The 25723-nt window shown below is 41.7% G+C and carries 24 protein-coding genes, 1 tRNA gene, 1 other RNA gene and 2 pseudogenes; 13 read left to right on the forward strand and 15 right to left on the reverse strand.

Annotated features, from left to right (window positions below; translation table 11 throughout):
- Window positions 1-13: 13 nt before the first annotated feature.
- From cydB to AO382_RS08550, 4 genes are all read left to right on the forward strand, one after another.
- Window positions 14-1150: a cytochrome d ubiquinol oxidase subunit II gene (gene cydB / locus AO382_RS08535; protein ID WP_258865268.1), complete on the forward strand. Its 1137-nt coding sequence runs from the start codon at window positions 14-16 to the stop codon at window positions 1148-1150.
- A gap of 11 nt (window positions 1151-1161) precedes the next feature.
- Window positions 1162-1287, forward strand: coding sequence for a cytochrome bd-I oxidase subunit CydX (gene cydX, locus AO382_RS08540; protein ID WP_049236336.1), 126 nt, complete (start codon window positions 1162-1164; stop codon window positions 1285-1287).
- A gap of 160 nt (window positions 1288-1447) precedes the next feature.
- Window positions 1448-3445, forward strand: a complete 1998-nt coding sequence (gene dsbD / locus AO382_RS08545) for a protein-disulfide reductase DsbD (protein WP_181878870.1) — start codon at window positions 1448-1450, stop codon at window positions 3443-3445.
- Between the two features lie 235 nt (window positions 3446-3680).
- Window positions 3681-5192: an aldehyde dehydrogenase family protein gene (locus tag AO382_RS08550; RefSeq protein ID WP_064620185.1), complete on the forward strand. Its 1512-nt coding sequence runs from the start codon at window positions 3681-3683 to the stop codon at window positions 5190-5192.
- Between the two features lie 226 nt (window positions 5193-5418).
- On the opposite strand, the gene AO382_RS08555 is transcribed toward AO382_RS08550, so the two are convergent.
- On the reverse strand, window positions 5419-6930 hold the full coding sequence (locus tag AO382_RS08555; protein WP_400260275.1) for an alanine/glycine:cation symporter family protein: 1512 nt from the start codon (window positions 6928-6930) through the stop codon (window positions 5419-5421).
- A 589-nt stretch (window positions 6931-7519) separates the two neighbouring features.
- Between AO382_RS08555 and AO382_RS08560 the strand changes: the two genes are divergently transcribed.
- The 7 genes and pseudogenes from AO382_RS08560 (at window position 7520) to zupT (ending at window position 12107) form a co-directional block, all read left to right on the forward strand.
- Entirely contained in the window at window positions 7520-8164 is a 645-nt protein-coding gene (locus tag AO382_RS08560; RefSeq protein ID WP_064609691.1) for a LemA family protein, read from the forward strand.
- Window positions 8165-8186: 22 nt separating this feature from the next.
- Complete coding sequence (locus AO382_RS08565; protein ID WP_064620191.1) at window positions 8187-9305, forward strand: TPM domain-containing protein; 1119 nt, start codon at window positions 8187-8189, stop codon at window positions 9303-9305.
- Entirely contained in the window at window positions 9305-9823 is a 519-nt protein-coding gene (locus tag AO382_RS08570) for a TPM domain-containing protein (protein WP_064620194.1), read from the forward strand. Before AO382_RS08565 ends, AO382_RS08570 begins: the two co-directional genes overlap by 1 nt.
- A gap of 122 nt (window positions 9824-9945) precedes the next feature.
- A complete protein-coding gene (locus tag AO382_RS08575) occupies window positions 9946-10344 on the forward strand; it encodes a hypothetical protein (protein WP_064620197.1) in 399 nt (132 codons plus the stop codon).
- A 179-nt stretch (window positions 10345-10523) separates the two neighbouring features.
- Window positions 10524-10835: a 50S ribosomal protein L21 gene (gene rplU / locus AO382_RS08580; protein ID WP_049236325.1), complete on the forward strand. Its 312-nt coding sequence runs from the start codon at window positions 10524-10526 to the stop codon at window positions 10833-10835.
- Between the two features lie 64 nt (window positions 10836-10899).
- Entirely contained in the window at window positions 10900-11157 is a 258-nt protein-coding gene (gene rpmA / locus AO382_RS08585; protein ID WP_003659274.1) for a 50S ribosomal protein L27, read from the forward strand.
- A gap of 144 nt (window positions 11158-11301) precedes the next feature.
- Window positions 11302-12107 (forward strand): annotated as a pseudogene (gene zupT, locus AO382_RS08590) (zinc transporter ZupT).
- 47 nt (window positions 12108-12154) lie between these two features.
- On the opposite strand, the gene AO382_RS08595 reads toward zupT, so the two are convergent.
- The 3 genes from AO382_RS08595 to AO382_RS08605 all read right to left on the reverse strand — a co-directional run bounded on the left by AO382_RS08595 (window position 12155) and on the right by AO382_RS08605 (window position 14935).
- Window positions 12155-12802 carry a DUF2057 family protein gene (locus tag AO382_RS08595; RefSeq protein ID WP_064620200.1) on the reverse strand — a complete coding sequence of 216 codons (648 nt, stop codon included), beginning with the start codon at window positions 12800-12802 and terminating at the stop codon, window positions 12155-12157.
- A 97-nt stretch (window positions 12803-12899) separates the two neighbouring features.
- Window positions 12900-13664, reverse strand: a complete 765-nt coding sequence (locus tag AO382_RS08600) for a DnaA ATPase domain-containing protein (RefSeq protein ID WP_064609700.1) — start codon at window positions 13662-13664, stop codon at window positions 12900-12902.
- A gap of 161 nt (window positions 13665-13825) precedes the next feature.
- A complete protein-coding gene (locus AO382_RS08605) occupies window positions 13826-14935 on the reverse strand; it encodes an AI-2E family transporter (protein WP_064620203.1) in 1110 nt (369 codons plus the stop codon).
- Between the two features lie 260 nt (window positions 14936-15195).
- On the opposite strand from AO382_RS08605, the gene purM reads away from it, so the two are divergent.
- Entirely contained in the window at window positions 15196-16242 is a 1047-nt protein-coding gene (gene purM / locus AO382_RS08610) for a phosphoribosylformylglycinamidine cyclo-ligase (RefSeq protein ID WP_064620206.1), read from the forward strand.
- Window positions 16242-16910, forward strand: a complete 669-nt coding sequence (gene purN, locus AO382_RS08615) for a phosphoribosylglycinamide formyltransferase (RefSeq protein ID WP_064620209.1) — start codon at window positions 16242-16244, stop codon at window positions 16908-16910. The genes purM and purN overlap by 1 nt, the downstream gene beginning before the upstream one ends.
- 144 nt (window positions 16911-17054) lie before the next feature.
- Here the strand turns inward: purN and AO382_RS08620 are convergent.
- The 11 genes and pseudogenes from AO382_RS08620 to AO382_RS10720 form a co-directional block, all read right to left on the reverse strand.
- Window positions 17055-17130, reverse strand: a tRNA-Asn gene (locus AO382_RS08620).
- Between the two features lie 122 nt (window positions 17131-17252).
- Window positions 17253-17444, reverse strand: a non-coding RNA gene (ssrS, locus tag AO382_RS08625) — 6S RNA.
- 83 nt (window positions 17445-17527) lie between these two features.
- Entirely contained in the window at window positions 17528-18283 is a 756-nt protein-coding gene (locus AO382_RS08630) for a glutaminyl-peptide cyclotransferase (RefSeq protein WP_064620212.1), read from the reverse strand.
- A gap of 80 nt (window positions 18284-18363) precedes the next feature.
- Complete coding sequence (rpmG, locus tag AO382_RS08635) at window positions 18364-18519, reverse strand: 50S ribosomal protein L33 (protein WP_003659281.1); 156 nt, start codon at window positions 18517-18519, stop codon at window positions 18364-18366.
- Window positions 18520-18558: 39 nt separating this feature from the next.
- Entirely contained in the window at window positions 18559-18795 is a 237-nt protein-coding gene (gene rpmB / locus AO382_RS08640; protein WP_064602088.1) for a 50S ribosomal protein L28, read from the reverse strand.
- A 251-nt stretch (window positions 18796-19046) separates the two neighbouring features.
- The gene (locus tag AO382_RS08645) at window positions 19047-19394 is read right to left on the reverse strand and encodes a HopJ type III effector protein (protein WP_064620216.1); all 348 of its coding nucleotides are present in this window, start codon (window positions 19392-19394) and stop codon (window positions 19047-19049) included.
- A gap of 98 nt (window positions 19395-19492) precedes the next feature.
- Window positions 19493-19660: pseudogene (csrA, locus tag AO382_RS08650) on the reverse strand (carbon storage regulator CsrA); the annotation flags it as partial.
- Window positions 19661-19873: 213 nt separating this feature from the next.
- Complete coding sequence (locus AO382_RS08655) at window positions 19874-21157, reverse strand: aspartate kinase (RefSeq protein ID WP_064609709.1); 1284 nt, start codon at window positions 21155-21157, stop codon at window positions 19874-19876.
- A 218-nt stretch (window positions 21158-21375) separates the two neighbouring features.
- Entirely contained in the window at window positions 21376-24153 is a 2778-nt protein-coding gene (locus tag AO382_RS08660; protein WP_064620218.1) for a DEAD/DEAH box helicase family protein, read from the reverse strand.
- Between the two features lie 2 nt (window positions 24154-24155).
- Complete coding sequence (locus AO382_RS08665; protein WP_064620221.1) at window positions 24156-24818, reverse strand: DNA methyltransferase; 663 nt, start codon at window positions 24816-24818, stop codon at window positions 24156-24158.
- On the reverse strand, window positions 24793-25723 hold a 931-nt coding region (locus AO382_RS10720; RefSeq protein ID WP_201030227.1), incomplete at its 5' end, for a DNA methyltransferase. The genes AO382_RS10720 and AO382_RS08665, both read right to left, overlap by 26 nt.

Below are 25723 nucleotides of genomic sequence, written 5' to 3' on the forward strand. Positions count from 1 at the left end.
CATGCTGTATGAATTGTTTGACTATCAATTATTAAAGCTGATTTGGTGGCTGCTTGTCGGAGTTTTGCTAATCGGCTTTGCCATCATGGATGGCCACGATATGGGAGTGTGTACGCTACTGCCTTTTGTGGGTCGTACCGATACAGAAAGACGCATCATTGTCAATACGATTGGACCGCACTGGGAGGGTAACCAAGTTTGGTTTATTACCGCTGGTGGGGCGATCTTTGCGGCACTGCCTTTGGTGTATGCGACCGCGTTTAGTGGTTATTATTGGGCATTAATGGCGACATTGTGGGCATTATTTTTCCGCCCTGTTGGCTTTAAATACCGCAGCATGATTAAAAACGACAAATGGCGCAATACTTGGGATTGGCTGTTATTTGTTGGATCGAGCGTGCCTGCATTGATTTTTGGTGTGGCTTTCGGTAATTTACTGCTTGGCTCACCGTTTAGTTTTGACCAAAATTTGGTGTCTACTTATTCTGGTTCATTTTTTGAGCTGTTGGCACCATTTGCCTTACTTTGTGGCTTGGTCAGTGTTGCCATGCTAACCATGCAAGGCGGTGTGTATTTGGCGCATCGCACCATTGAAGATGTGCAATCTCGCGCTAAAAAATCGGCTACCGCTGCCGCGGTCATCACTTCAGTGCTTTTTGTCATCGCAGGGTTTTGGGTTCAGACATTGGATGGCTATGTTTTGGTTAGTGCTGTAAATGGTGGTGCGGTGATTGATCTACTTTCAAAACAAGTACAAGTCCAATCTGGTGCTTGGATGACTAATTTTTATAATCATCCTGGGCTATGGCTGCTACCAGCATTAGGTACACTGATGCCACTTGTGACCATTGCTTTACTAAAAATGGGTCGCACATTGACCGCTTTCGTAAGCTCAAGCCTAGCCTTGCTTGGCATTATCGGAACGGCAGGCGTGGCGTTATTCCCATTTTATATGCCATCTTCTACCGATCCGCGCTCAAGCCTGACCGTTTGGGATTCAACATCAAGCCATTTTACTTTATTCATTATGCTTTTTGTGGTGATCTTCTTGTTGCCTGTCGTGCTGGCTTATACTAGCTGGGGTTATGCAGTGATGCGAGGAAAAGTCACCAAGGCTTATATCAAAGAAAACGAAAAAACACTTTATTAATGAGGTAGATTATGTGGTATTTTGCTTGGATCTTAGGATTGGGTTTTGCGGTGCTGCTCGCCATCGTCAGTGCGGTTTGGGTTGAGTTTGAAGACAGTCGCAATGACTCTTTTAAGCAGTTTGACAACAAAAAATAAAGAACATTGATCAACACACCCCAAGCCAGTGCGCTTGGGGTGATTTTTTATGTTGGTTTAACGCGGCATCTTTGATTTAGCAAAACTCAAGCAATACAAGCGTGGTATAATCTGCCAAATTTGATATAATATAATGCGTAATCTTTAATTTGGGTGTGGCATGTCAAAACTAAAAAATTGTATGTATTCGATTGCTTTGGGAGCGTCAATAGTCAGTACGGCGTCGGTGGGCACCACTATGCCTGCCGCCGCCAATAATTTGGCGTCTTTATTTGGCGGTGCAAGTCAGCCAAAATTTTTGCCCGTTCATGAAGCGTTTCAAGTGTCTGCCTCTCAGATGGATGATGAGCTTGTTGTCAGTTTTCAGGTCACGCCCAAGCACTATATTTATCAAGAGCGGCTGTCACTCAAGCTACCCAATGGTGTCAGCGCTGGGCAATGGGTATTTGATAAAACGCCTACGATCATCGATGATCCCACATTTGGTGTCGTGCCTGTCTTTGAAGAGAATGTGACTGCACGCGTTAAGCTGTCTACTCAATCCACCATCGACAAAAAGCCAGTTGAGGTGCGTTGGCAAGGCTGCGCCAAAGCAGGACTTTGTTATCCACCAGAGATCACGACCGCCCAAATCAGCTTAGAAGCAGACAAGTCAGCTGCACCCACCGCCAAAGCCAAGCCCAGCCCAGCTGCCAAAGCGTCTGTATCCGCTGAGCAAAATTTAAGCCAAACGCCGACTTTGGCTGCCCAAACAAGTGATCAATCGGCTGCCAATGACACAAATAGTGAACACTTAGATGGCCAAAGCAAGCTTGATGAACAGCCAGTAGCCCCAGATATTCAGGCTTCTGATGATGAGACAGATGATCTTACTCAGGCTGAAATAGCCAATGATGTTGATCAAAAATTTGTGCTCGATCATACACTGCCTGAAGTGAATGATAAAAATCTGTCTCCGATTTTGATGATTGGACTTTTGTTTTTGGTGGGCATTTTGCTTGCTTTTACGCCTTGTGTTTATCCGATGATTCCGATTGTTGCCAATATTGTAGCGCGTCAGCACGCAAAATCCAGTGCCAAGCGAGGCTTTGTTTTGTCTTCTGCTTATGGCGTGGGTGTGGCGACCGCTTATGGGATGCTTGGGGCGCTCATTGCTTGGTTTGGGCAGGCGCTTGGTATCGCAACTTGGTTGCAGCGCGTTGAAGTTCTTTTGGTTGCAGCACTCTTATTTGTCTTTTTTGCACTTTTTATGTTTGGTTGGATTCAGCTGCGCCTGCCAAGCGTACTGTCAAACACGTTATCCGCCAAATCGCAAGCAGCTGATAGTCGACTTGGCACCATTGGCGGTAGTTATTTGTCAGGTCTGTTGTCGGCATTGGTAGTGTCTCCATGTGTTTCGGCACCCATGGCTGGCGCACTGACGGTCGTTGCGGCAAGTGGTAATGTGATTTTTGGATTTTTGGCGTTATTTGCATTGGGTATCGGTATTTCTATGCCATTGATTGTCATGGGTACAGCGCAAGGCAAATGGATGCCAAAATCAGGCGCATGGATGCAGCACATTCGTAGCTTGGGCGGATTTTTGCTGCTTGGGGTTGCTTTGTTATTGATTGAGCGCATTGTCTTATCCACATGGATGTTGGGGCTGTGGATGGTGTGGTTTGTCGCTTTGGCGGCTTGGCTATTTGTGTCGGTGGGGCAAAGCCGAAAAATTTTCAAATTACTTGCCGTCATCCCAGCGACATGGGCAGTAGTATTAGCTTATGGAATGATCATTGGCGCAAATGACGCTTGGCGACCTTGGCATGTACCAAGCTTTGCATCGTCTGCCCATCAAGATATCAAAATTGACAAATTAGCTGAGCTTGATGGTGTCTTGGCGGCACATGATAAAGTATTGGTGGATGTGACAGCGGATTGGTGCATTGAGTGTCGCATCATGGAGCGGACATTATTCACCAATAGACCCCGTGAGATGGATGATTATCAAGTGGTGAAACTCGATATCTCTGAGACCACAGAAGATAGCCGAGCCATTTTAGCACGCTATCAATTATTCGGACCGCCAGCGCTATTGATTTATCATCAAGGCAAGCTCGATCAGGTATTATTGGGTGAAACTAAACTTAACACGCTCAAAGATGCCCTTGCTCGATGAAGGTCTATTATCATAAAAGCTCATTAAGTTGAGCTTTTTTATTGCATGGATTTTTGATTATCACTTATGAATTGATAGTGACCATCACAAAGTGTTTGTTAATGCATCGTTAATTTTTTTAAAATATGCTTGATTTTTGAGTCAAATTCAGGCATGATGAATTTACCGAGTAAACTTGTACACTCAAATTAGGCTCGGTTTTTATTGATATTTATGATAGCAAAGGAGTTGTATTATGCGTTATGCCGATCCAAATACTGAAGGCAGTAAAGTTACTTTCAAAGAAAAATATGATAATTTCATCGGCGGCAAATGGGTCGCCCCTGTCAGTGGTGAGTATTTTGACGATATTTCACCTGTCGATGGTAAACCGTTTGCAAAGGTTGCCAAATCCAATGCCGAAGATGTGGAGCTTGCCTTAGATGCTGCTCATGAAGCCAAAAAAACTTGGAGTAAATCTTCGCCGACTGAGCGCTCTAACCTATTATTAAAAATTGCCGACCGTTTGGAGGAAAATCTTGAGCTGTTGGCTGTTGCTGAAACATGGGAGAATGGTAAACCTGTGCGTGAGACCTTGGCAGCGGATATTCCTTTGGCGATTGATCATTTTAGATATTTTGCTGGCTGTATCCGAGCTCAAGAGGGTAGTATTTCACAGATTGATGAAGATACCGTCGCTTATCATTACCATGAGCCGATCGGTGTGGTTGGGCAAATCATTCCATGGAACTTCCCGATTCTGATGGCGGCTTGGAAGCTAGCACCAGCTTTGGCAGCGGGTAACTGCATTGTCTTAAAACCTGCTGAGCAGACTCCAGTCAGTATTTTGGTACTTGTTGAGCTGATTGAAGACTTATTACCACCAGGTGTGCTCAATATCGTTAATGGCTTTGGACCTGATGTCGGTCAGCCTTTGGCGACTAATCCACGGATTGGCAAGGTTGCGTTCACAGGCTCAACAGAAGTGGGTCAAAAGATCATGGAGTATGCCACCCAAAATATCATTCCTGTGACTTTGGAATTGGGCGGTAAATCACCGAATGTTTTCTTTGCTGATGTCATGGATAAAGATGATGAATTCTTGGATAAAGCACTAGAAGGCTTTACCATGTTTGCTTTAAATCAAGGTGAGGTATGTACTTGCCCGTCACGCGCTTTGGTTCATGAAAGTATCGCTGAAGAATTTTTGAAAAAAGCGGTCGAGCGTGTTAAGAAAATCAAAACAGGACATCCGCTTGATACCGAGACGATGGTTGGGGCACAGGCCTCCCAAGAGCAACAAGATAAAATTTTGGGCTATATTGATAAGGGTAAGTCTGAAGGTGCCAAAATGCTGACAGGCGGTGAGGTACGACATGATGTCGATGGCGGCTATTATATTGAACCAACTGTCTTTAAGGGCGAAAATAGCATGGAAATTTTCCGAGATGAAATTTTTGGTCCTGTGTTAGCAGTGACGACCTTTAAAGACTTTGATGAAGCGATAAAAATTGCGAATGATACCATGTATGGCCTGGGTGCTGGTGTGTGGACACGAGATGGCTCAACGGCTTATCGAGCGGGTCGAGCGATTCAAGCGGGGCGAGTATGGACAAATTGCTATCATATTTATCCAGCACACGCAGCTTTCGGTGGCTATAAAAAATCAGGCATTGGGCGTGAAAACCATAAGATGATGCTTGAGCATTATCAGCTTACCAAAAATCTATTGGTAAGCTATTCACCCAAGGCGATGGGTCTGTTTTAATTAATTCTTTTTTAATTAATTTAGATGAGTTTATTGCAATGAATTTGACTTACCCAATGGGTGGGTCAAATTTTTGCTTAAAACTTAAAGCGAATTCATTAAAACTTAATTACATCCATTGCACAATAATACAATCAAAGCAGTCAGGCATTGATCAAATAATGACCAAAATTATAAAAAGCCCCATGATATCGCTATCATGGGACTTTTGTTTGGTAGATGAAAATTAGTTTTGTTCTTTTTTATTGCGTTCTTCCCAGAAAGTGGCATTTTTGATACCCAGTTTGATAGGATCAAAAGTAAACTTAGTTACGCCAGCTTTTTGTTGAGCTTCATAGTCTTTGAGTGCCAAAATAGCAGGCTTAGCCATAAAGAAGATAACCAAGATACCGACAATATTGAGCCATGCAGTTAAACCAACGCCAACATCACCCATATTCCAAATATAACCTGAGTTATTGATTGCGCCATAAGCAACCGCAAAGATAAGCACCAGTTTGATGAAAAATAAAGCCCCTGTTGTTTTAATTGAGCGTGTCAAATATGCCACATTAACTTCAGCAATATAATAATAAGCCATAATGGTGGTAAATGAGAAGAAAAATACCGCAACCGCCACAAAGGTATTACCAAAACTACCAAAAATGCTAGAAACAGCCATCTGTGTGAATGCAGGTCCGCTGATGATGGTGGCCGCATCAACATTTTGAACCAAAAACTGACCTTCTGGCAGTGTGCCTTGAATGTTGTACATGCCAGTCATTAAAATCATAAAGGCAGTCGCTGAACAAACAAATAGGGTATCAACATAGACCGAAAAAGCTTGCACCATGCCTTGTTGTGCAGGGTGGTCTACCTCTGCTGCACCAGCATGGTGCGGGCCTGTACCTTGACCTGCTTCGTTAGAATACACACCTCGTTTCACACCCCAACCAATCGCAGCACCCAAGCCTGCTTGTGCTGTAAAGGCATCACCAACGATTAGACTGATGATATTGGGCAGTTGGTTGATATTAAATAAAACAATCAGTACGGCCATCAAAATATAGCCCAATGCCATTAAAGGCACAACAAATTCAGCCACACGAGCGATACGCTTAATACCACCAAAAATGATTAAGCCTAAAATAAGAACCATTACCAAGGTTACCACTAGGGTATTTGTACCAACCGCACCAAATGTAGTATTCACCATAGTGCCTTCACCTGTGATGCCTGTGATGGCTTTAACAACACCATTTGACTGAACGCCTGGTAAGAATAATCCACAAGAGATGATGAATGAAATGGCGACTAAAATACCATAAAATTTACCAAACCCACCACCAAAGAATTTTTCAAAGTAGTAGGCAGGACCACCACGGTACTGGCCACGGTCGTTTTCTTTATAAATTTGAGCTAAGGTAGATTCGGTATATGCAGTAGCAGCACCCAAAAAGGCAACCACCCACATCCAAAATACAGCCCCAGGGCCACCAAAACCAATCGCAGCGGCAACACCAGCGATATTACCCATACCCACTCGACCAGATAAAGAGACGGTCAGTGCTTGAAATGAGCTGATACCTTCAGGTGATTGATTGCCAGAAAAAAGCAGACGAATCATTTCTTTAAAATGACGCAGCTGCACAAAACGAGTCAAGATAGAATAAAATAGCCCAGCTGCCAAGCACAGGTAAATCAGTGCGGGACTCCAAATAATCCCATTTAGGGTATCAATCATGCTTTCCATACGCATATTCCTTTATTTATCCCAAGCATTTTACCATTGGGAGATTAGACCACAATTATGCTATCAATCCATCACAATCTAGGATGTTGGTTAATAGATAGCCAATCCATTTGCCTAAGAGATACAAAAATGCCACATTCTACGGAAAACATGCAACACTTTGCCTTAGATTGTTGCAATTTGCCATAAAATGCCGATAAAAGCTAGTAAAAATTGAAATTTTTCGTAAAAAATTATGAATTTTGGGTAAATTTAAACCAGTCAATGATAAATTCATTAGCCAATTTGCGATTTTGATGGATTTTAGACTGAGCCTATATTGTTTTGTTTATTAATATAATGACGACAGAGATAAGCAAAAGCTTATCCAGCAGGGAGTTTCTGAAAGTTATAAAGTTATAATGTTAATTTAATTAAGACTTGAATCTAACCAATAACCAAATCCTAAAGTCTTTTTAAGATTTTTGATAAATAGATTCAAAACAAAATTGTTTTGTCGGTTTTTGGTAAGTGTTATTGAAAAAGCAGTGCAAAGCTTGTATTTTAATACACATTCAGACAAATTTGCGGCATACCGCCTTTTATCTTGGAGATAATGATTATGAAAAAACATCTACTTATGAGCGCAATGCTGGCTTCCACATTAACACTGTCCGGCTGTGGCTATAATGCCTTGCAAGCCCAAGATGAACAAACAGCAGCTGCTTGGTCTGAAGTCGTTAACCAATATCAGCGCCGAGCTGATTTGGTGCCCAATTTGGTGCAGGTCGTTGAGCGCTATGCGTCGCATGAGCAAGCGGTATTTAGTGAAGTTGCTGAAGCTCGGGCCCGTGTGGGTAGTGTGCAGCTGACGCCTGAAGCATTGAGTGACCCTCAAGCCATGCAGCAATATCAAGAGGCTCAAGGTCAGATGACTTCGGCGCTGTCTCGTCTGATGATGGTCTCTGAGCGCTATCCTGATTTGAAGGCAGACGCGCTATTCCAAGATCTACAAGCTCAGCTAGAAGGTACCGAAAACCGTATTGCCGTTGCTCGTAATCGCTATATTGAAGATGTGCGTACTTATAATACAACTGTCCGTCAATTTCCTACAAATTTGACAGCGATGGTGTTTGGCATGAAGCCTAAGCCTAATTTTAGTGTCGAAAATGAAGCGGCGATCTCAACGGCACCCACAGTAAACTTTGGCAATAATGCCAATACAGGCAGTGCTAACTCAAATACTGGCACCGCGCAGTAATTGGCTCAGCGTGGTTAAGTCAATGCAAAAAATGCACGCTCATACTCAGGCGATACAGCGACGCATAATGACGCTTTTATTACCAATTTTTTTGGTTTTTGGTGCGTCTGCTTGGGCTTCTGAGCCTGCATCGAATACTGCCACGGCATCTGCCTCCGAAGATGACTTAGCCGCTTTGATTATTAGTGCCAATCGCGCATCTCAAAGCGATCCTGATTCACCGCTGGCTGAGTCTGTGCGCGAATTTGGGCAGATGGCTGATTTGACTGAGTCAGCAGATGCCCAAGCCCAATCGGCACCTGTCAATCTGCCCACTTCAAATGCCCAAAATGTCAGTCATGATAAGCTGATTTTAAATACGCCTGTGGTTGATGCTGCCAAAATATTGACACCATCAGAATATCTGCATTTGACAGAGCAGCTGCAGCGCATCTATCAAGACAACTTAGCTCAGGCTGCTTTGGTGATCGTTCCAAGTACTGATGGCGTGGATATTTTTGATTATTCACTCGCTGTCGCTGAGCGATGGCAGCTGGGTCAGGCAGATACAGATGATGGTTTGCTGATTACTGTTGCGGTTAATGATCGTAATATGTATATTTTGACAGGTTATGGGCTTGAGGGTGTGCTGCCTGACGCAGCATTGAATCGCATTATTCGTGAGGACATCACTCCAGCTTTTCGCTCAGGGGCTTATGCTCAAGGTCTGTCAGCGGGGATTGCGCGCATTGATGAGCGCCTAAGAGCCGACCCTGAAAGCTTGGCTCGTGCGGATGCCCAAGCCAAAGCTCAAGCTGATGATGCTGTGGATATAGATATCATTGGCTTATTCATCATTGCACTGATTGTCGGCTCTTTTTTGGGAGCGCTTCTTGGAAGATTCTTGGGCGCTACCATTGGCGCAGGCGGATTTGTTGTTATAGCACTGATGAGCGGTACTGGGTTTTTTGTGGCGATATTTGCTGCAGTCATATTATGGGTATTTTTATTGGCTCGGGGCATCTCAGTGCCCATCACTGGTGGCGGTGGTTTTGGTAGCGGCGGGCGAGGCGGCGGCTTCGGTGGCGGTGGTTTTGGTAGCGGCGGCTTCGGCGGTGGCGGTGGCGGCTTCGGTGGTGGCGGTGCAGGAGGTTCTTGGTAATGCAAACGATTCAATCAACCCAAAGCTTGGCACGGCTGTTTCGTCAGATAGTTTACATCCCCTCGCTGCATAATCGCTGGCTCAATAAAACTGTCAAAGCGGCATTAATGCAAGCGATTACGCAGGCAGAGCTAGGTCATCGTGGTGAGATTTACCTGATTATCGAAAATCACTTGCCCATCGCCAATGCTTATAGCCAAGACTGTCGCGAGCGCGCCTTATATTTGTTTGCCACACATAAGGTTTGGGATACCGAGCATAATTCTGGCGTGCTTGTCTATGTGAATTTATGCGAGCATGACCTTGAGATCATCGCTGATCGGGGCATCGATCAAAAAGCCCATATGAATTATTGGCAAAAAATGTGCGATGACACAGTGGCTCAATTTCGCCAGGGTAAGATGCAACTGGGCTTGACAGCGCTGATCACTCAGATTGGTGAATTATTAAAAACGCACTATCCAAGTGATGATGAAATGGGTAATGAGCTATCCAATCAAGTCACTTATCTTAAATAAGTTTATTAATGACATCTACATCCACTGCGATCATTTTGAAGTAAGGGTATACTGGGAGTTGATGTCGTAAAATGTGGCGAGAACGATTCTTTGATGGATCGCCCAATTTTTAGGAAAAATCTGTGAGCGCGTTAAGTTGGTTGATTGGACTGTGTTTATTGTTAGGGGTGCTGTTTTTGTTGGCGCTTATAAAGCCTGCTCTCCAGCGTCCATCAAAGCGATCTTTGGGTAATACCTTGGCATTATCAAACACCGATCCACTTAAATCGCAGCGCCAAAAGCTCTATCATATGCTATCAGCAAGTCTGCCTGGCTTTGATATTGTGCCCAAATCCAATCACCTGCTTATCAGCCGCCAAGGCAATCAAGTCGCGATTATTACGCTTGATGATCAGGCGGTGATGGCAGAGCGTCAGCTTGGCGATGTGCTTATCCTGAATCTAAACACGCGCTTTACACCACAAATGGTGTCAGATCTAATGATCAAGATTCGCGCTCATGCTGATCAGTTGATGGATTGACGATAGCTATTTGGCAGTCTATGCAAGCTGTCTAATGATGAACAAAATTTTGAAAATTATCTTGCGTTTTTTGGCAGAATTTTATATAATACCGCCTTATTTTGCATCCTTGTCGTGTTCGTTATCAAGAGTCATCAAAGGGATGACCACGGCACACAGGTTTATCTGGAGAACTCAAGATGTACGCAGTCATTAAAAGCGGCGGTAAACAACACCGTGTTAGCGTTGGCGAAACTTTGAAAGTTGAACTACTAAAAGCTGAAAAAGGCGAGACGCTAAACATTGAAGACGTGCTAATGGTTGTTGATGGCGCTGACATCAAAATCGGTGCGCCTTTGGTTGCTGGTGCGAGTGTAGAAGCTGAAGTGGTTGAGCATGGTCGTGGCAAGAAGGTGCGTATCGTAAAGCATCGTCGTCGTAAGCACTACCACAAAGAGCAAGGTCACCGTCAATGGTTCACCGAGCTTAAAATCAAAGCCATCAACGCTTAATTCACCACATTAGTATTTGATACCTAGGGCATTGCCCATCGGTATTTTAACAGGAGATATTCTCATGGCACATAAAAAAGCCGCAGGTTCTACTCGTAACGGTCGTGATTCTAACCCAAAAATGCTTGGCGTAAAAGTATTTGGTGGTCAAGATGTTGTTGCCGGTAACATCATCGTTCGTCAACGTGGTACTGAATTCCATGCTGGTGAAGGTGTAGGTATGGGTCGTGACCATACGCTATTTGCCTTGACTGAGGGCGTAGTTAAATTTGAAACTAAAGGTCAATTTAACCGTCGTTACGTTTCTGTTTTAGCAAAATAATTTGCGATAAATAGATCCACTAAAAAAGCTCATCATATATACGTGATGAGCTTTTTTATGAATGAGTGAATGATTTTACTAGATTTTTGATTTGGTCGGTGGTATCTTGCTCAATTGGTAACTGACTATTTTTATACCTATGCGATGAATGGCTTTATGATTGTAGATAATGTAGCAATCGCGTTTTTAATCACGCTTGCCGCAGGTCTTGCGACGGTGCTCGGTAGCGCCTTGGTTTTTTTCAAAAAACGCCCAGCCCGCGCATCTTGGCTTTTGGTTTGGCATTTTCGGCTGGGGCGATGGTCTTTGTTTCTTTGACTTAAATATTCTCAAAGTCGGTTCAAAGTTTTGATGAAATGAGTAAAATTGGGTTTACTTGGGCAACCTTTGCCTTTTTGGCAGGATTGTTGGCAATTTTACTTTTGGATCGCCTGATCCCAAATCCGCATGAGACGCTTGATGTCAATGATCCAAAGTTTCAAGACAAAACCCAAAGCTATTTAAAAAGAATTGGGCTGATGTCGGCATTTGCGATTACTGCGCATAATTTCCCTGAGGGCTTGGCGACATTCTTTGCCACTTTAGAAAGCCCAACGCTTGGCGCGCCTTTGGCATTTGCGATCGCTGTACATAATATTCCTGAAGGTATCTCAATCGCTGCCCCCATTTACTTCGCCACTCAAAACAAGCGCTTGACCGTTTTGTGCTGCTTCATTTCAGGGCTTGCAGAACCGATGGGCGCCATTTTGGGCTATGTTATTTTGGCACCATTTTTATCACCCAATGCCTTTGGGTGGGTATTTGGGATTATTGCAGGGGCGATGGTGTTTTTGGCGATGGATGAACTGCTGCCCGCTGCCAAGCGTTATTTTGATGGACACGAAACAGTGTATGGACTGGTGGGTGGCATGGGTATGATCGCCATCAGTTTGGCGCTATTTAACTTATGATCAAGCATTAAAAAAGCTCTGTTTTTACAGAGCTTTTTATGGGCTAATTATTGTTCAATCCACTGACGGATCTTTTCGCGCTCTTCATCGCTGGCATTCAGCCAAATTTGCATAAAGCCATCTAAATTGTTATTAGCACGCGGCGATGGGTTTGAGGTCGGCGTGTTATTAGACTGGTTATTATCGATTGCAGCGATTGCTTTTTGATTGGATACAACGGCAGAATCACCACGGCTGAACATACCGCCTATTGCCCCCGTAATGCCACTCAAAAGACCTTGGCGCTCACTTTTTTCTGCATATTCTTGGGCAATGATTCGACCATTGTGTGACACTGCTAAGCTTGGTGCTTTGGCATATTCTTTCGCAGCTTGATAATCTCTTGGCTGATTTGGCATGATCAGCTGATACGTTTGGTTGTCAGCAAAATTTGCGGTAACGGTGATATTGCCTGATTTAAGATAATCATGCTCATCGTTACGCAGCTCAAACAACCGATCATAATGTGCTGTAATCACATGACGACCTGGCTCCAAGGTGAAATTTCGTTGTAGAGGCTGTAACAACCCATGACGAATTTCTTGACCGTTAATCGCGGTTACCTTAATGTTATCATCAACATTAAGCTGAACTTGAGCAGCGGCAGCGGTGCTGAGTAGGGCGCTGGCGAGCAAGCCAAGGCTGACTTTTTTCATAAAATATCCTTTTTGTTGGCGATATATGTGGCATAACATATCATTAATTAGGTAACATTGCTACTAGCATTTATCTTAAGTTTAAATAAGCTGATTATCAAAAATTAGAGTCAGCATTATCACTGATTTCAAGCATGAATGTTTCGTGTAAGATAATTTGCTTGGCTTCCGTGATGGTTTTTTTGGGAATTTGCACGCGTGACAGGCGTGTTAGCAAAGGTCGAATGTGATCGAGAACGGTGTTAATGTCCCCGGCATTTCTAGGACCTTCTTCAAGCAAATACTCAAAAATTTCTTCAGGCAGCTTCCAGTTTTTTTTCTTTAAAATGACTTCAAGCAAGATGCGGCGATCATTAATATCATCATTATCTGGCAAAGTCAGCATCGGCGCAAGCGACAGCCGAGTATGCAGATCCAGTAATCCAATTTGTAGCTCACGCGCCGGATCATCTGCCAGATATAGTATCTGTTTTTGGTGCTCACGAATGCGGTTAATCAGATGAAATAAGCCTTCTTGCCATTCGTAGCTGTGCCGAACCATTTGTAGATCATCTACAATGATCAAATCAAACATCTCAAGCCCGACAAGTGCAGTTGCATGCGGATCTTGTTCTATGAGTTCGGTTAGATTTAAGCTGATGACCATCTTTGAGGTCATAGAGATATAATGTTCATAGATGGCGCTTGCCAAATGTGTCTTGCCAAAGCCAGAAGCACCAACAATGAACAGCTCGCGCAAACTGCCTTGTACCAATTTATCAACAGCGTCCAAAATCGGGCGGTAACTTGAGGATCGAAAATCATCAAGCGATGCTTCGGGGCGAATGTCCAAATTCAATGAATCTTGTATTGCTTGGGTCATGATGACAGCCTTGATGGGTGTTCATAGCGCATTTTGGTTTTTATCGTTATGGTTCAAAAGCCTATAAATAATGAGTGAAAATGACACTTCTTGTGTTTTTTAGTGGCTATATATACCATATTTTGTGCATTTTGCGCAAGTGATTTATCCCAAATATGAGTTTAGTCGTCTTCTTTCCATAAAGGCAGCTGCCTTTGACCTTCATGCCAATCACTGCGTAAATAGGCATCATAAGCATAATGAAACAAAACATTGATCACGGCAGAAACAGGCAAGGCAATTAACATACCCACAAATCCAAATAAGGATGCACCTGCCAATACGGCAAAAATTACCCATAAAGGCGATAGACCAATTTTATCACCCAATAATAGCGGTTGAAGAATATAGCCTTCAACGACTTGCCCGATCATAAATGCCCCAAAAATAAGCCCCAAATAGATCCAGTCTAATCCAAATTGAAATAATCCTGCGATCAGCGCCGCGATAATGCCAATGCCAAAACCCAAATAAGGCACAAAGCTTGCAATGCCAGCGGTGATGCCAATAATCAATCCCAGTTGAAGACCAATCAGCTGCAGCTGAATGGCATAGATGGCTCCAAGCAGTAGCATCACCAAAAACTGACCTTTGGCAAAATTCATCAAAGCTGCATCGCAGTCACGAGCAATTCTAACAACCTTATGGGTATAAGGCTTGGGCACAGAAAGCTTCCAAGTGTGCAGTCGCTGCTCCCAACCTAATAAAAAATAAAACGTCAAAATTGGCACCATAACTATCAAGCCAATATTATTGGCTGCCGTAAGACCTGAGCTAAATACTTGCTTAATCAAACCTTGAACATCATTAACTTGATAGTTATTTTGAAAGTAATCCAAGGCTGTATTGGATATTAGGTCAATATCAAGTGGTAAAAGTTCACTGTCGGTATAGTGAGCAATCCAAGCCCTGCCAGTATCATTATACCAAGTAATGATATGTGGCAATGACTCCCAAAGTATTTGCATTTGTGCCCAAACCATAGGCACCAACCAAATGATTAATGCACCCATGACCACAAAACAGCTGATATACACAACTGAGACCGCCAAAATTCTTGGCATAATTAAGGCAAGTCGGCTGACCAAAGGATTTAAAAAATATGCCAAAATAAATGCTGCAACAAAGGGTGCAATGACCGCTTTCATCAAAAATAGGGCATATAAAAACAAACACAACGCCGATAAAATAAACAGGCGGCGAAAAAACGGATCAATTTTGGCTGGATACATGGAAACTCAAAGCATAAAAGGGGGAGGATTATGCGTGATATTGTAGGTGATTTGATTTAAATTTTCATGTAATTTTATGTATATTTTAATCAATCGTTACTTTTGATAAATCTTGGTAGCTGTCATCAAAATCGCAAAATAGCTTAATTTTAACCATAGAATACCGCCAAATAAATTCAGGGCAAATCTGATATTTTGGGTTAAAATTTGATATAATTATTCAAACTTAAGTAACATCTCATTTTTAATAAGGGTCAAACATGACAGATCAAACCCCACTTAGCTATAAAGATGCAGGCGTAGATATTGATGCAGGCGAGGCATTGGTTGCGCGTATCAAATCGGTTGCCAAAGCCACCAGTCGACCTGAAGTAATGGGCGGCTTAGGCGGATTTGGTGCATTATGCCGCATTCCGACTGGCTATAAATCACCATTACTTGTATCAGGCACCGACGGTGTCGGTACCAAGCTTAAGCTTGCACTACAGCTTAATCGCCATGAAACGATTGGTCAAGACTTGGTGGCAATGTGTGTGAATGATTTGTTGGTCTGTGGTGCAGAGCCACTATTTTTCTTGGATTATTATGCCACAGGTAAGCTTGATGTTGATACCGCTGCAACCGTTATCGCAGGCATTGGCGAGGGTTGTCAATTGGCAAATTGTGCTCTGATTGGCGGTGAGACGGCCGAAATGCCTGGTATGTATCAAGATGAAGATTATGATTTGGCGGGATTTTGTGTCGGTGTGGTCGAAGAGTCAGAAGTGATTACTGGCGAGAATGTTCAAAAGGGCGATGTATTACTTGCTTTGGCATCTAGTGGCGTGCATTCAAATGGCTATTCACTGGTGCGTAAAGTGATAGAAGTAACCAATACCGATGTTAATGCACACACTTTGGCTGATGGCACTAAGTTGGCAGATGCACTGATGGCACCCACTCGTATTTATGTCAAGTCAGTCAATGCCTTACAAAAATCCTTGGGTAATGCCAATATTCACGCCATGGCACATATCACAGGCGGTGGCTTAACCGAAAATCTGCCCCGTGTCCTACCTAAAAATTTGGCGGCACAAATAGATACCAGCAGTTGGGTGCTACCTGAGGTTTTCCAATGGCTACAACATGGAGGTAATATTGACACTTTAGAGATGTATCGTACCTTTAACTGTGGTGTTGGCTTTATTTTGGTTGTTCCTGCCGATCAGGCTAAGCAGGCGATGAATCAACTGACTGCTCAAGGTGAGCAAGTTTGGCAGATTGGTCAGATTATTGAGCGTACTGATGATGCGGTGGTGTATGCCTAATGAGCCAAAAACCCCTTAAGATTGCTGTTTTGGTATCAGGCAGCGGCTCAAATTTACAAGTCATGATTGATGCCATGAAATCAGGCAACCTTGCGATTGATATTGTTGGCGTCATTAGTAATCGTGAAGATGCTTATGCAATCACACGAGCAAAAGATGCAGGTATTCCAGTCTCAGTATTGTCTCATGTGCCAAATGGTAGGCGTATGGGTATCAATACTTTTGAGAAATATGCACTTCAGCAAATTCAAGATTGGTCACCTGATTTGGTTGTGCTGGCAGGCTTTATGCGAGTATTGTCTGCCCAATTTATCAATAACATGCCTTGTGCGATGATTAATCTGCACCCATCTTTATTGCCATATTATAAAGGGTTGGATACTCATCAAAGAGTCTTGCGCTCCGGAGATAACCGTCATGGCTGCAGCGTGCATTTGGTGACAGCTGAGCTGGATGCTGGGCAGGTATTGACCCAAGCATGGCTAAGTGTTCGCACTGGCGATACCGTCGAAACCCTGGCTAAGCGCGTACAAGTGCTTGAGCATCAGCTAGTGCCCTTTACCATTAGCTTGATCATTAAAGGTGTTATTAGTATTCAAGATGCCAAAACGGCAAAGAGCGGCAGCATGATGCCACTACCATTGAAATTATGGCTAGATCAGCCCTAATAGGCTTTGGTTGATTTGGTGCTAGCACTCTAAAACAGTAAAAACCCAGCCATAAACAGCTGGGTTTTTAATTAAGTAACTTAAAAATAAGCACTTTATAAGCAAAAGAAAAACCCTTAGTTATTCACTAAGGGTTTCTAAATATGGCTCCCCAACCTGGGCTCGAACCAGGGACACACGGATTAACAGTCCGATGCTCTACCGACTGAGCTATTGGGGAATGTCGGTTACTTAAGCAGTTCGCTTAAGATGTGCGCTATTATAGCAGAATAAATTAAGCTGTCAACATTTTTTTGAAATTTTTTAGAAAATTTTGTAAAAATATCCAAACACTGGCTTAAAGAAAAAACCAAGGTACCGCTGCAAAGGGAAACCATGAACCGTGAAGTTCAAGGCGGATAAGAGCCATGCTTATTACGGCTTCCTGATACATCAAAAAGATGCAGGCATGCACAACAAAGCATTGTCGCCCAAATCCTAAGATAAAAGTATCGGCTCAGGAATACGCTTTGCTGGCGAGTACCCCAGTGGAGCTATTATAGCAAATAGTCATCAGATTTTCAATGCATCATGGCTATTCTGCTGGTATTTGGGTTTATTTTTAAAGATAGAATCAGTCATTGGGTGAATAAAACTTGCCAAACAACGCCAAAGTTTTTGCCAGTAATATAAAACGATTGTCCGCCGATATGAGCAATACCATTTAAAACACTGTCAGGATCGGTAAGATTAAGCGTAGCAACCAAGGGGCTAAAATCATAGGTGTTTAGTACCTTGCCTGTATTGGGATTAATTTTAATAATTTTATTGCTCTGCCAAATATTGGCGTATAAAAACCCATTGGCGTATTCTAATTCATTAATATATTCAACAGGTTTACCATGATTTTGAACGCTAATTTCAGACAGTTTATTAAAATTTTTGGCATCTAATTTTTGAAGCTTGGATGAGCCATCAGAAAGCCATAAAACTTTTTGCCGTTTGTCATAAGCCAAACCCCAACCTTCACCCAAATAATGTACAGTTTTTTTGATGGTCAATGTTTTGGCATCTCTTAAAAAAGCCATCTGTTCACGCCAAGTAATTTGCCAAATGCCATCATCGGTAACGGTCAAGCCTTCAGCAAAAACAGACGGCAAAAGTTTTTTAACACCATATGTTTTGCCTGTTGCCAGATTAAGATAGCCGATTTCCGACCGTCCATATAAGCCAGCTGAATAGATCAATCTATTTGAGCCATCAAGCTGTAAACCTTGAATAAAAATAGGGTGATGTACAGGATAGCTTTGGATTAATTTAAAAGAATTTGCCCAAGCTGGTATACTAAAGCACAGCCCAAAGAATATGTAAAAAACCAAACGATATTTTTTCATTAATTGATACATAAATTTATATCACACTGGTATAATAAAAATCCCAGCTAAGTTTCAGCTGGGATTTTGGCACAAATCAATTATTTGATTTTTGCTTCTTTAAAAAGTACATGTTGGCGAATTTTTGGATCAAATTTTTTGATTTCCATTTTGCCAGGCATGGTACGCTTATTTTTAGTGGTGGTATAAAAATAACCTGTACCAGCGGTAGAAACGAGTTTAATTTTATCTCTCATGATTGTATCCTTTATCCATTCGGTAATTAGTAAAAATCGTTAGATTTTTTGACCTTGGGCACGCAAATCGGCAAGTACTTTTTCAATGCCATGCTTATCGATAATACGCATACCTTTTGAAGATACACGAAGACGCACAAAACGGTTTTCAGATTCTACCCAAAAACGATGGTTGTGTAGATTTGGTAAAAAACGGCGACGGGTTTTGTTGTTTGCGTGTGATACATTGTTGCCCACTTGTGGGCGTTTTCCAGTCACTTGACATACTCGAGACATGGTGAACTCCTAATTTAGTGGCACGGATATTGAGCGGTATCAGGTGTGCCGGTCATGCTTGGTGCTTGGTTATTTGTGGTATGGACACAGCACAAATAAAGCAGGACTCTTCAATGGTTGAGCCACTTATTTCTTACCGTTAAAGGCGACGACAATCAAGAAGTAGCAGAAAAATTAAAACCCGAATTATACACGAATTAAAAAGGCTTGACAAGGTATTTTCAAGCCTTTGGGTGTAATCACAAAAAGAATTAAGCTTTTTGTGTTAGAGCATTGGTTGGCATACCCACACCCGACCAGCCATAGCGCATAAAGTTGCGAATATTGGCGTGATCTACGCCTTGCGGGGCAGCTTGAACAGCGCGATAATGCTCAGCAAATAACTTTAGCGTATCCACTTTATTGAGCCCATGAAGCTTAGCCAGGCTTAGTACTTTGGCGCTGCCTTCATTGATGCCAGCAGGGTTGGTAACTTCACCATTTGAAAAATCAATCGGCTGATAACTATAATGCGCATCAATAAAAGCAAGCACATCATTAAAGGTCAGCTGATTTGATTCTACACCTGCCAATATGCGCGAAATTTCTGTTGTTTTCATGACCCACCTATAGCTTAGCGATTGAAATAATCGTCATCATCAAATGATGGCGGGGCAAAGTTACCGCCTTGCTCAAGATGGCTCATGTGCATTTGCATAGAGCGTTCATGTTGAATGCGCTGATAGATTTCTTCGCGATGAACAGCGATGTCTTTTGGTGCGTTCACACCCAAACGAACCTGATTGCCTTTGACGCCTAGGACGGTGACACTCACTTCATCGCCGATCATTAAAGTTTCGCCAACTCGGCGAGTTAAAATTAGCATTATTATGCTCCTTTGATGCCACCGATTTACTGTTATTTTCCCATTTTAATCCATCATTATCGCAAATCGGTGTGGTTGTAGGGCGGATTAACCCCAAAAAAAATCTGCTTAATGCAATATTATAAGAGGCATTAAGCAGATTGTCAGTAACTTTTCAAAAGATTTCGTTATTTTTTGTGTAATCACCTTTGAAATCAGGTGATGGGCGTATGATTAGCCCGCCACTTTACTTTCGCCATCTTCACGATCTAGCCCAAAAGCAGTGTGTAGCTCTTTGACAGCTTTTTCAAGGTGCTGCTCTTGAATCAGGACAGAGACTTTGATTTCACTGGTTGAGATCATTTGTAGGTTGATGTTATTACTGGCTAAGGTATCAAACATCTTACTTGCCACACCGGCATGTGAACGCATGCCCACGCCAACGATAGAGACTTTGACGACATCATTTGCACCAAAAATCTCGCTGGCGCCGATTTCATCTTTGACACGCTCATTTAAAATTTTCAATGTTTTTTCATAATCGCCACGCTGAACAGTGAAGCTAAAATCAGTGAAGCCTTCATCTGATGCGTTTTGAATGATCATGTCAATTTCGATGTTGGCGATACTGACAGGGCTTAAAATGGCTGATGCGATGCCTGGGCGATCTGGCACGCCGCGAACCACAATTTTTGCTTCATCTCGGTTGAATGCAATCCCAGAAATAACTGCACGTTCCATATCGTCTCCTTCATCAATTGTGATCAGTGTGCCCACATTTTGTTTAAAATTATCATCGAAAACGCCGTCGGCATTGTCATCAAAACTAGACAATACACGCAGTGGCACTTGGTATTTGCCTGCAAACTCAACAGAGCGAATTTGTAGCACTTTTGAGCCTAAGCTTGCCATTTCTAGCATTTCTTCAAAAGTGATTTTAGAAAGCTTTTTGGCTTTTGGGGTGATGCGCGGATCAGTGGTATAAACACCATCAACATCTGTATAGATTTGGCATTCATCCGCTTTGAGAGCTGCCGCCAAAGCAACGCCTGTGGTGTCCGACCCGCCGCGCCCCAAAGTGGTCACATCACCATGTTCATCAATCCCCTGAAAGCCAGCAACCACAACAACGCGACCTGCATTGAGTTCATTAAAAATGGGATCTGTATCAATGCTTTGGATGCGTGCTTTGGTGTGAGTGTCGTCAGTGCGAATGGCAACTTGACCGCCTGTCATAGATTTGGCTTCTACGCCGATAGCTTCTAGCGCCATTGAAAGTAGCGAGATAGAAACTTGCTCACCTGTGCAGACCATTTGATCGTATTCACGAGGGTTTGGATCGGTGGTGATTTCACGCGCCAATCCAATCAATCTATTGGTTTCACCACTCATAGCAGAAACAACAACAACGACTTGATGACCGTTGTCATGCCAACGCTTGACGCGCTGAGCGACATTCTTGATGCGAGTGATGTTACCCATCGAAGTCCCGCCATATTTTTGTACGATTAGTGCCATGAATGATGCCTTATAAATAAAATAACAACTGCTTATCTGAATGTGACAATACGCAGTGTCGAACTTCGTTACGATACAAAAAACTTAAATATTTTAACGGATTGCATGACATGTGACAAGCGTTTTTATTGCTCGCCTTGACAATGCCAATGCTGCAACAGTTTTTGGTCAAGATGATTGATGTAAAGACTCTGCCTTAATGCCCTAGCATGATTATTTTATTGGTTTAATAATTTTTGCTGAAAATCTAAGGTAAAATCGGCTTGTGCCTCACTATTGTAAAATTTAAAACCTAAACATTTAATGTGATGATAGCTTTGGTTGTTATTGCTATTTATGATATTTTGATTATAAATCTTAATTATTTCTGATAATTCAACCAAAGCATCTTCTTTCCATTGGTCTTTGTCAAGCAAATGTCCGCCTTTTGGTTCAAACAAGCATTGATAATACACTTTTTGTTTGACTATATCATTGATAATCATCATATAATCAGGGCTAAACCTACGACCGCTATTTATATCAAAGATATAATAATCCAGTTCATTACGTATCAGATAGATCTCCGCCCCTTGATAGGTGATTTGCAAGTCATCAATGTAGCCCGCGATATATTTGACAAAGTGTTTTTCTTCGCTGGTGCCATAGTTTTCACTATAAGCATACCATTTGGCAATATCAACGGCGTATTGTAGCTCACTGTTCTCATGGCAAGATTGGGCTCTGGCTCGCTCATCAGGAGCAATGTAAGTCTTTTTGCCCTGCTCATCTAGACTGGGATAAGCGGTCAGATAGATATTTTTTTGCTTTTGAAATACTTCAGATAAAGGCTTGGGCGTGAATGTGCTGCTGCCTTTGATAATCGGTAGATATTTATCAATGGCTTTTCTGACTTCTGGCAAAATACTGCCAACAAGCATTTGTAGTTTTTCATCGGCGGATAAACTGTCAATATCTTTGCCTTGTTCATAGCTGTATTTGATGTCATACATGGGTAGATAGGTATCAATCATCTCATCAATGCTGGCAATGCCAATAATGTGTTTTTTTAGGTTATTTAATCTAAAAAAACCATTTTCTGCCCGAATTAACGCCTTGTACAATAACTGCCTTGAAAAATACTCTGGCAGGATTTTTATGGATTTATATCTGACAGTGGCTAACGCCTTGTTTTGTTCTTTATCGGTCAGTGTGCGTGCATGAAGCTGGTAACTGCTGGCATTAATTTGCCTATCAAAAGTCAAATTAATCTCATCTTGTGTATTTTTTGAGCGGTATTCTTGACGGTTGATTAGCACAAAGCCTTTTTGGTAGGTTTGGCTTTGGAGAAACTGTGGCTTTAGATAAATCGTTTTTTTCTCTACGCCTTCGTTGATGATACCTTCGCCCAATAGCTCTTGTTGTAGATCTTCCAAAAAAACGCCTGTCTTGACAAAGTGATAATAAAACGTTTCTAACAATCGCCCATTATCCTCTGGGTTTTGGTCAAATTTACGCCGAAATGGGTCTTTGCCATACTCCGTCCCGCCAAACAAATCTTCATCACGATGATATCGCTTGGGCAGTGCGTAGGGGAATAGCCTTGCCCCACGTCCGATGAGCTGAATGTCTTGCAATGAGACTTTTTTGCTAGCAGAAATGTCAAAGTGAACAATGTCATACAAACTAAGCACATCCCAGCCTTCGTTGAGTGCATTGACCGAAAATATCGCCCGAATGGTATTTTTTGGGTTATCAAGCAGCGGCAACAAATCGGCACGCTCTTTGCTTTTGCTGTTATAGATCATGGTGTGATTTTCGGCAAATCGTTCTTTGATATGGCTGATAAAGGCATAAATACCTGTGGTGTCTTTTTGGGTGGCGAGATTGGCTTGTTTTGATTTTAACCAAGAAAACATTTGTGAGATGACATTGACCTTATCATCAAACAAATCTTTTTTGTCCTGCGCCATGCGTTGTAAATGGTCAAAATCATCTGCCCTAAGTGAGCTGATGACATGATGAAAAAACGCTCTGTCCGTCTCACTTTGGGCGATTTTGGTAGATTTGATCAGCACGATTGGGTTAATGACCACGCCCATTTCGCGCTCCGCCAGCAGTCGGCGATATTCACTAAGTGCTACGGCATTAACGATAAGTAGGCGTTTTTGGTCGGCGATTTGCGTTTCAGTGTTGTATAAAAACGCCACTTGTTTACTATATCCGTCTTTATTAAATTGCAAAAAGTCGTACTTATAGACCAGTTTGTCTTTATATTTTTTATGAATATTTTCATTTTTTAAATCCACTGTCGCTGTGAATTCTAAGAGTAGATTTTTGGGATTGGCGTGTAGTACCGATTGTACTGCTGTCTCCCAGTTGTTTTCGTCCGTCACTTCGGTTTTTTTCTTAGTATTGACATTTAATCTATGGGCTTCATCGGCGATGATGACTGTGTTATGCTCTGCAAAGTCATCACTGCTGATACTGTTTTCTTTGGCAGTTTTGATACGTTCATAAAGCATTTGTGTGCTAAAAAACATAAAATTAATGCCCGCTCGTTTACTGTCCTCAAAGCGCTCTATGGCTTTAATGGGTATGCTTTTGCCATTAAATTTCACTTGTTTTTTGAATAAATATTTATCAAAATTACTATCGGTAAAGTTTTTTATCGCCTGTTCCTTGATTTGGGTTTGATGTACCAGAAACACGAAATTACGATAACCCCATTCATATAAATACAGCACGATCGCCGCCATAGTCAGGGTTTTGCCCGTGCCTGTCGCCATATTAAATAGCACATGTTTGGCTTTGTCTATCTGCCCGCTTTCATACAGATAAATAAAATGCTTCACTGCCTCTGTCTGATAATCACGCAGCGTCCGAGACAGATTATCGGTAATATAATTTGGCATCTCAAAATCAAGCGACCACTGTCTATAATCAGGGTCATGCTTGATTTGATGAAATAAAAACTCGCCCAAGGTGTCTTTTAATTTGGTTTTATTTTTTGCCATGGTTATGCTCCATAAAACGCTTTTGATAAGGCTTTGTCATCATCGCTGACATTAAAGCGTGTGTCGTCTATATCGGCATAATTGAGATACAGCTGATTTTCATCTAAGACTTCTATCAATATTTTTTTGCGGTCATCTAGGCTGATTTGCTTGTCATCGGCATCTTTTTTATATTGCTTTTGAAAGTCGTCTTTATCAAACCAGAATTTAAAAAAGGCGTTTTTTGCCATGTCATTATAAACAGTGTCCAGATCGCCCATAGTTTGAGCTTGCAGGATTTTATCGATAAAATATTGATTGTATTTTTTGAGTTCGAAACAGACAAAACTTTCGTTTAAATCATATTTTTTCATGGCTTTTATTATTCTTTGTACGGTAATATCTTCTATATAATCCATTTGTTCTATAAGAATAAACTTTCTGCTACCGCCATTTTTATTTAAATCCAGAACCGCATGAGCTGTTGTTCCACTACCTGCATGATAATCTAAGATAATATCACCGTCAGTTGTTGTAAGTGTAATAAAATCTTTAATTAATTCCAATGGTTTTGGATTGGAAAAAACTTTTTCTCCAAAAAGCTCTTTTATTTGTGCCGTACCATTTCCACTACTATATTCTGGTTTATAAAATATAGTTTTAGGTTTTTTTTGTTGGTAATTCATTCAATTCGGGGCGTTGTTTTTTATACAAAGAAACGTTATTTCCTTGCCTGGAAACTATTAGGTCATGATTATTAGACATAAACTTTTTTTTACTCCAGCGCCAAGACATTTCTTGATTGTCTGTAATTGGATATATTTTTACTAAATCGCCAACATAATTTAATGGTTCTTCATCATCATGAGTAACATATACGTTATTATCGTTATCTATAAACACAGGGAAAAATAAGTTTGGTCGCTTTTCTCTAGGTGCATTGACACCAGTTGATTTTAAATTAGCACCTTGTTTATACAAACCAATTTCATCTTGTTCCCAATCTTTTAATAGTTCATCTTCATCGACTGGAAATTCATAAAAAACAGACTTTTCTTTGTCTTTTGCATAAACCAATGTATATTCATGTGTTCCTGCAAAAGCATATTCATCATTATTACCTTTCAAATTCATGATAGTAGGTAAGTTAGCAATAAAATTATCAATACCAAAAATTTCGTCCATTAAGACTTTCAGATAAGCAAGCCCGTCATCATCAATGCTGATAAAAATCACCCCTGTATCTGATAAAAATTCTTTAGCTACTTCAAGACGATTTTTCATAAAAATTAGCCAAGATGATAGCTTGAAATTTGAATTATAATTAAAAGTATCATTCGGTTTCTTTTTGTTAAAATAATACGGTGGGTCAATATAGATAAGTTTGATTTTTCCGCTTAGGCGTTCTTTGAGCGAATGTAGGGCAAGCAGATTGTTGCCTTTGATGAGTAGGTTTTGTTGTAAGTCGCCATTTTTATCAAAAAATGCTTGATTGTCTAAAAAATCAGGCGATAATGGTTGGTTGGTTGGTTGGTTGGTTGGTTGGTTGGTTGGTTGGTTGGTTGGTTGGTTGGTTGGTTGGTTGGTTGGT

The organism is Moraxella catarrhalis (genome assembly GCF_001656295.1).
Classification (GTDB): Bacteria; Pseudomonadota; Gammaproteobacteria; order Pseudomonadales; family Moraxellaceae; genus Moraxella; species Moraxella veridica.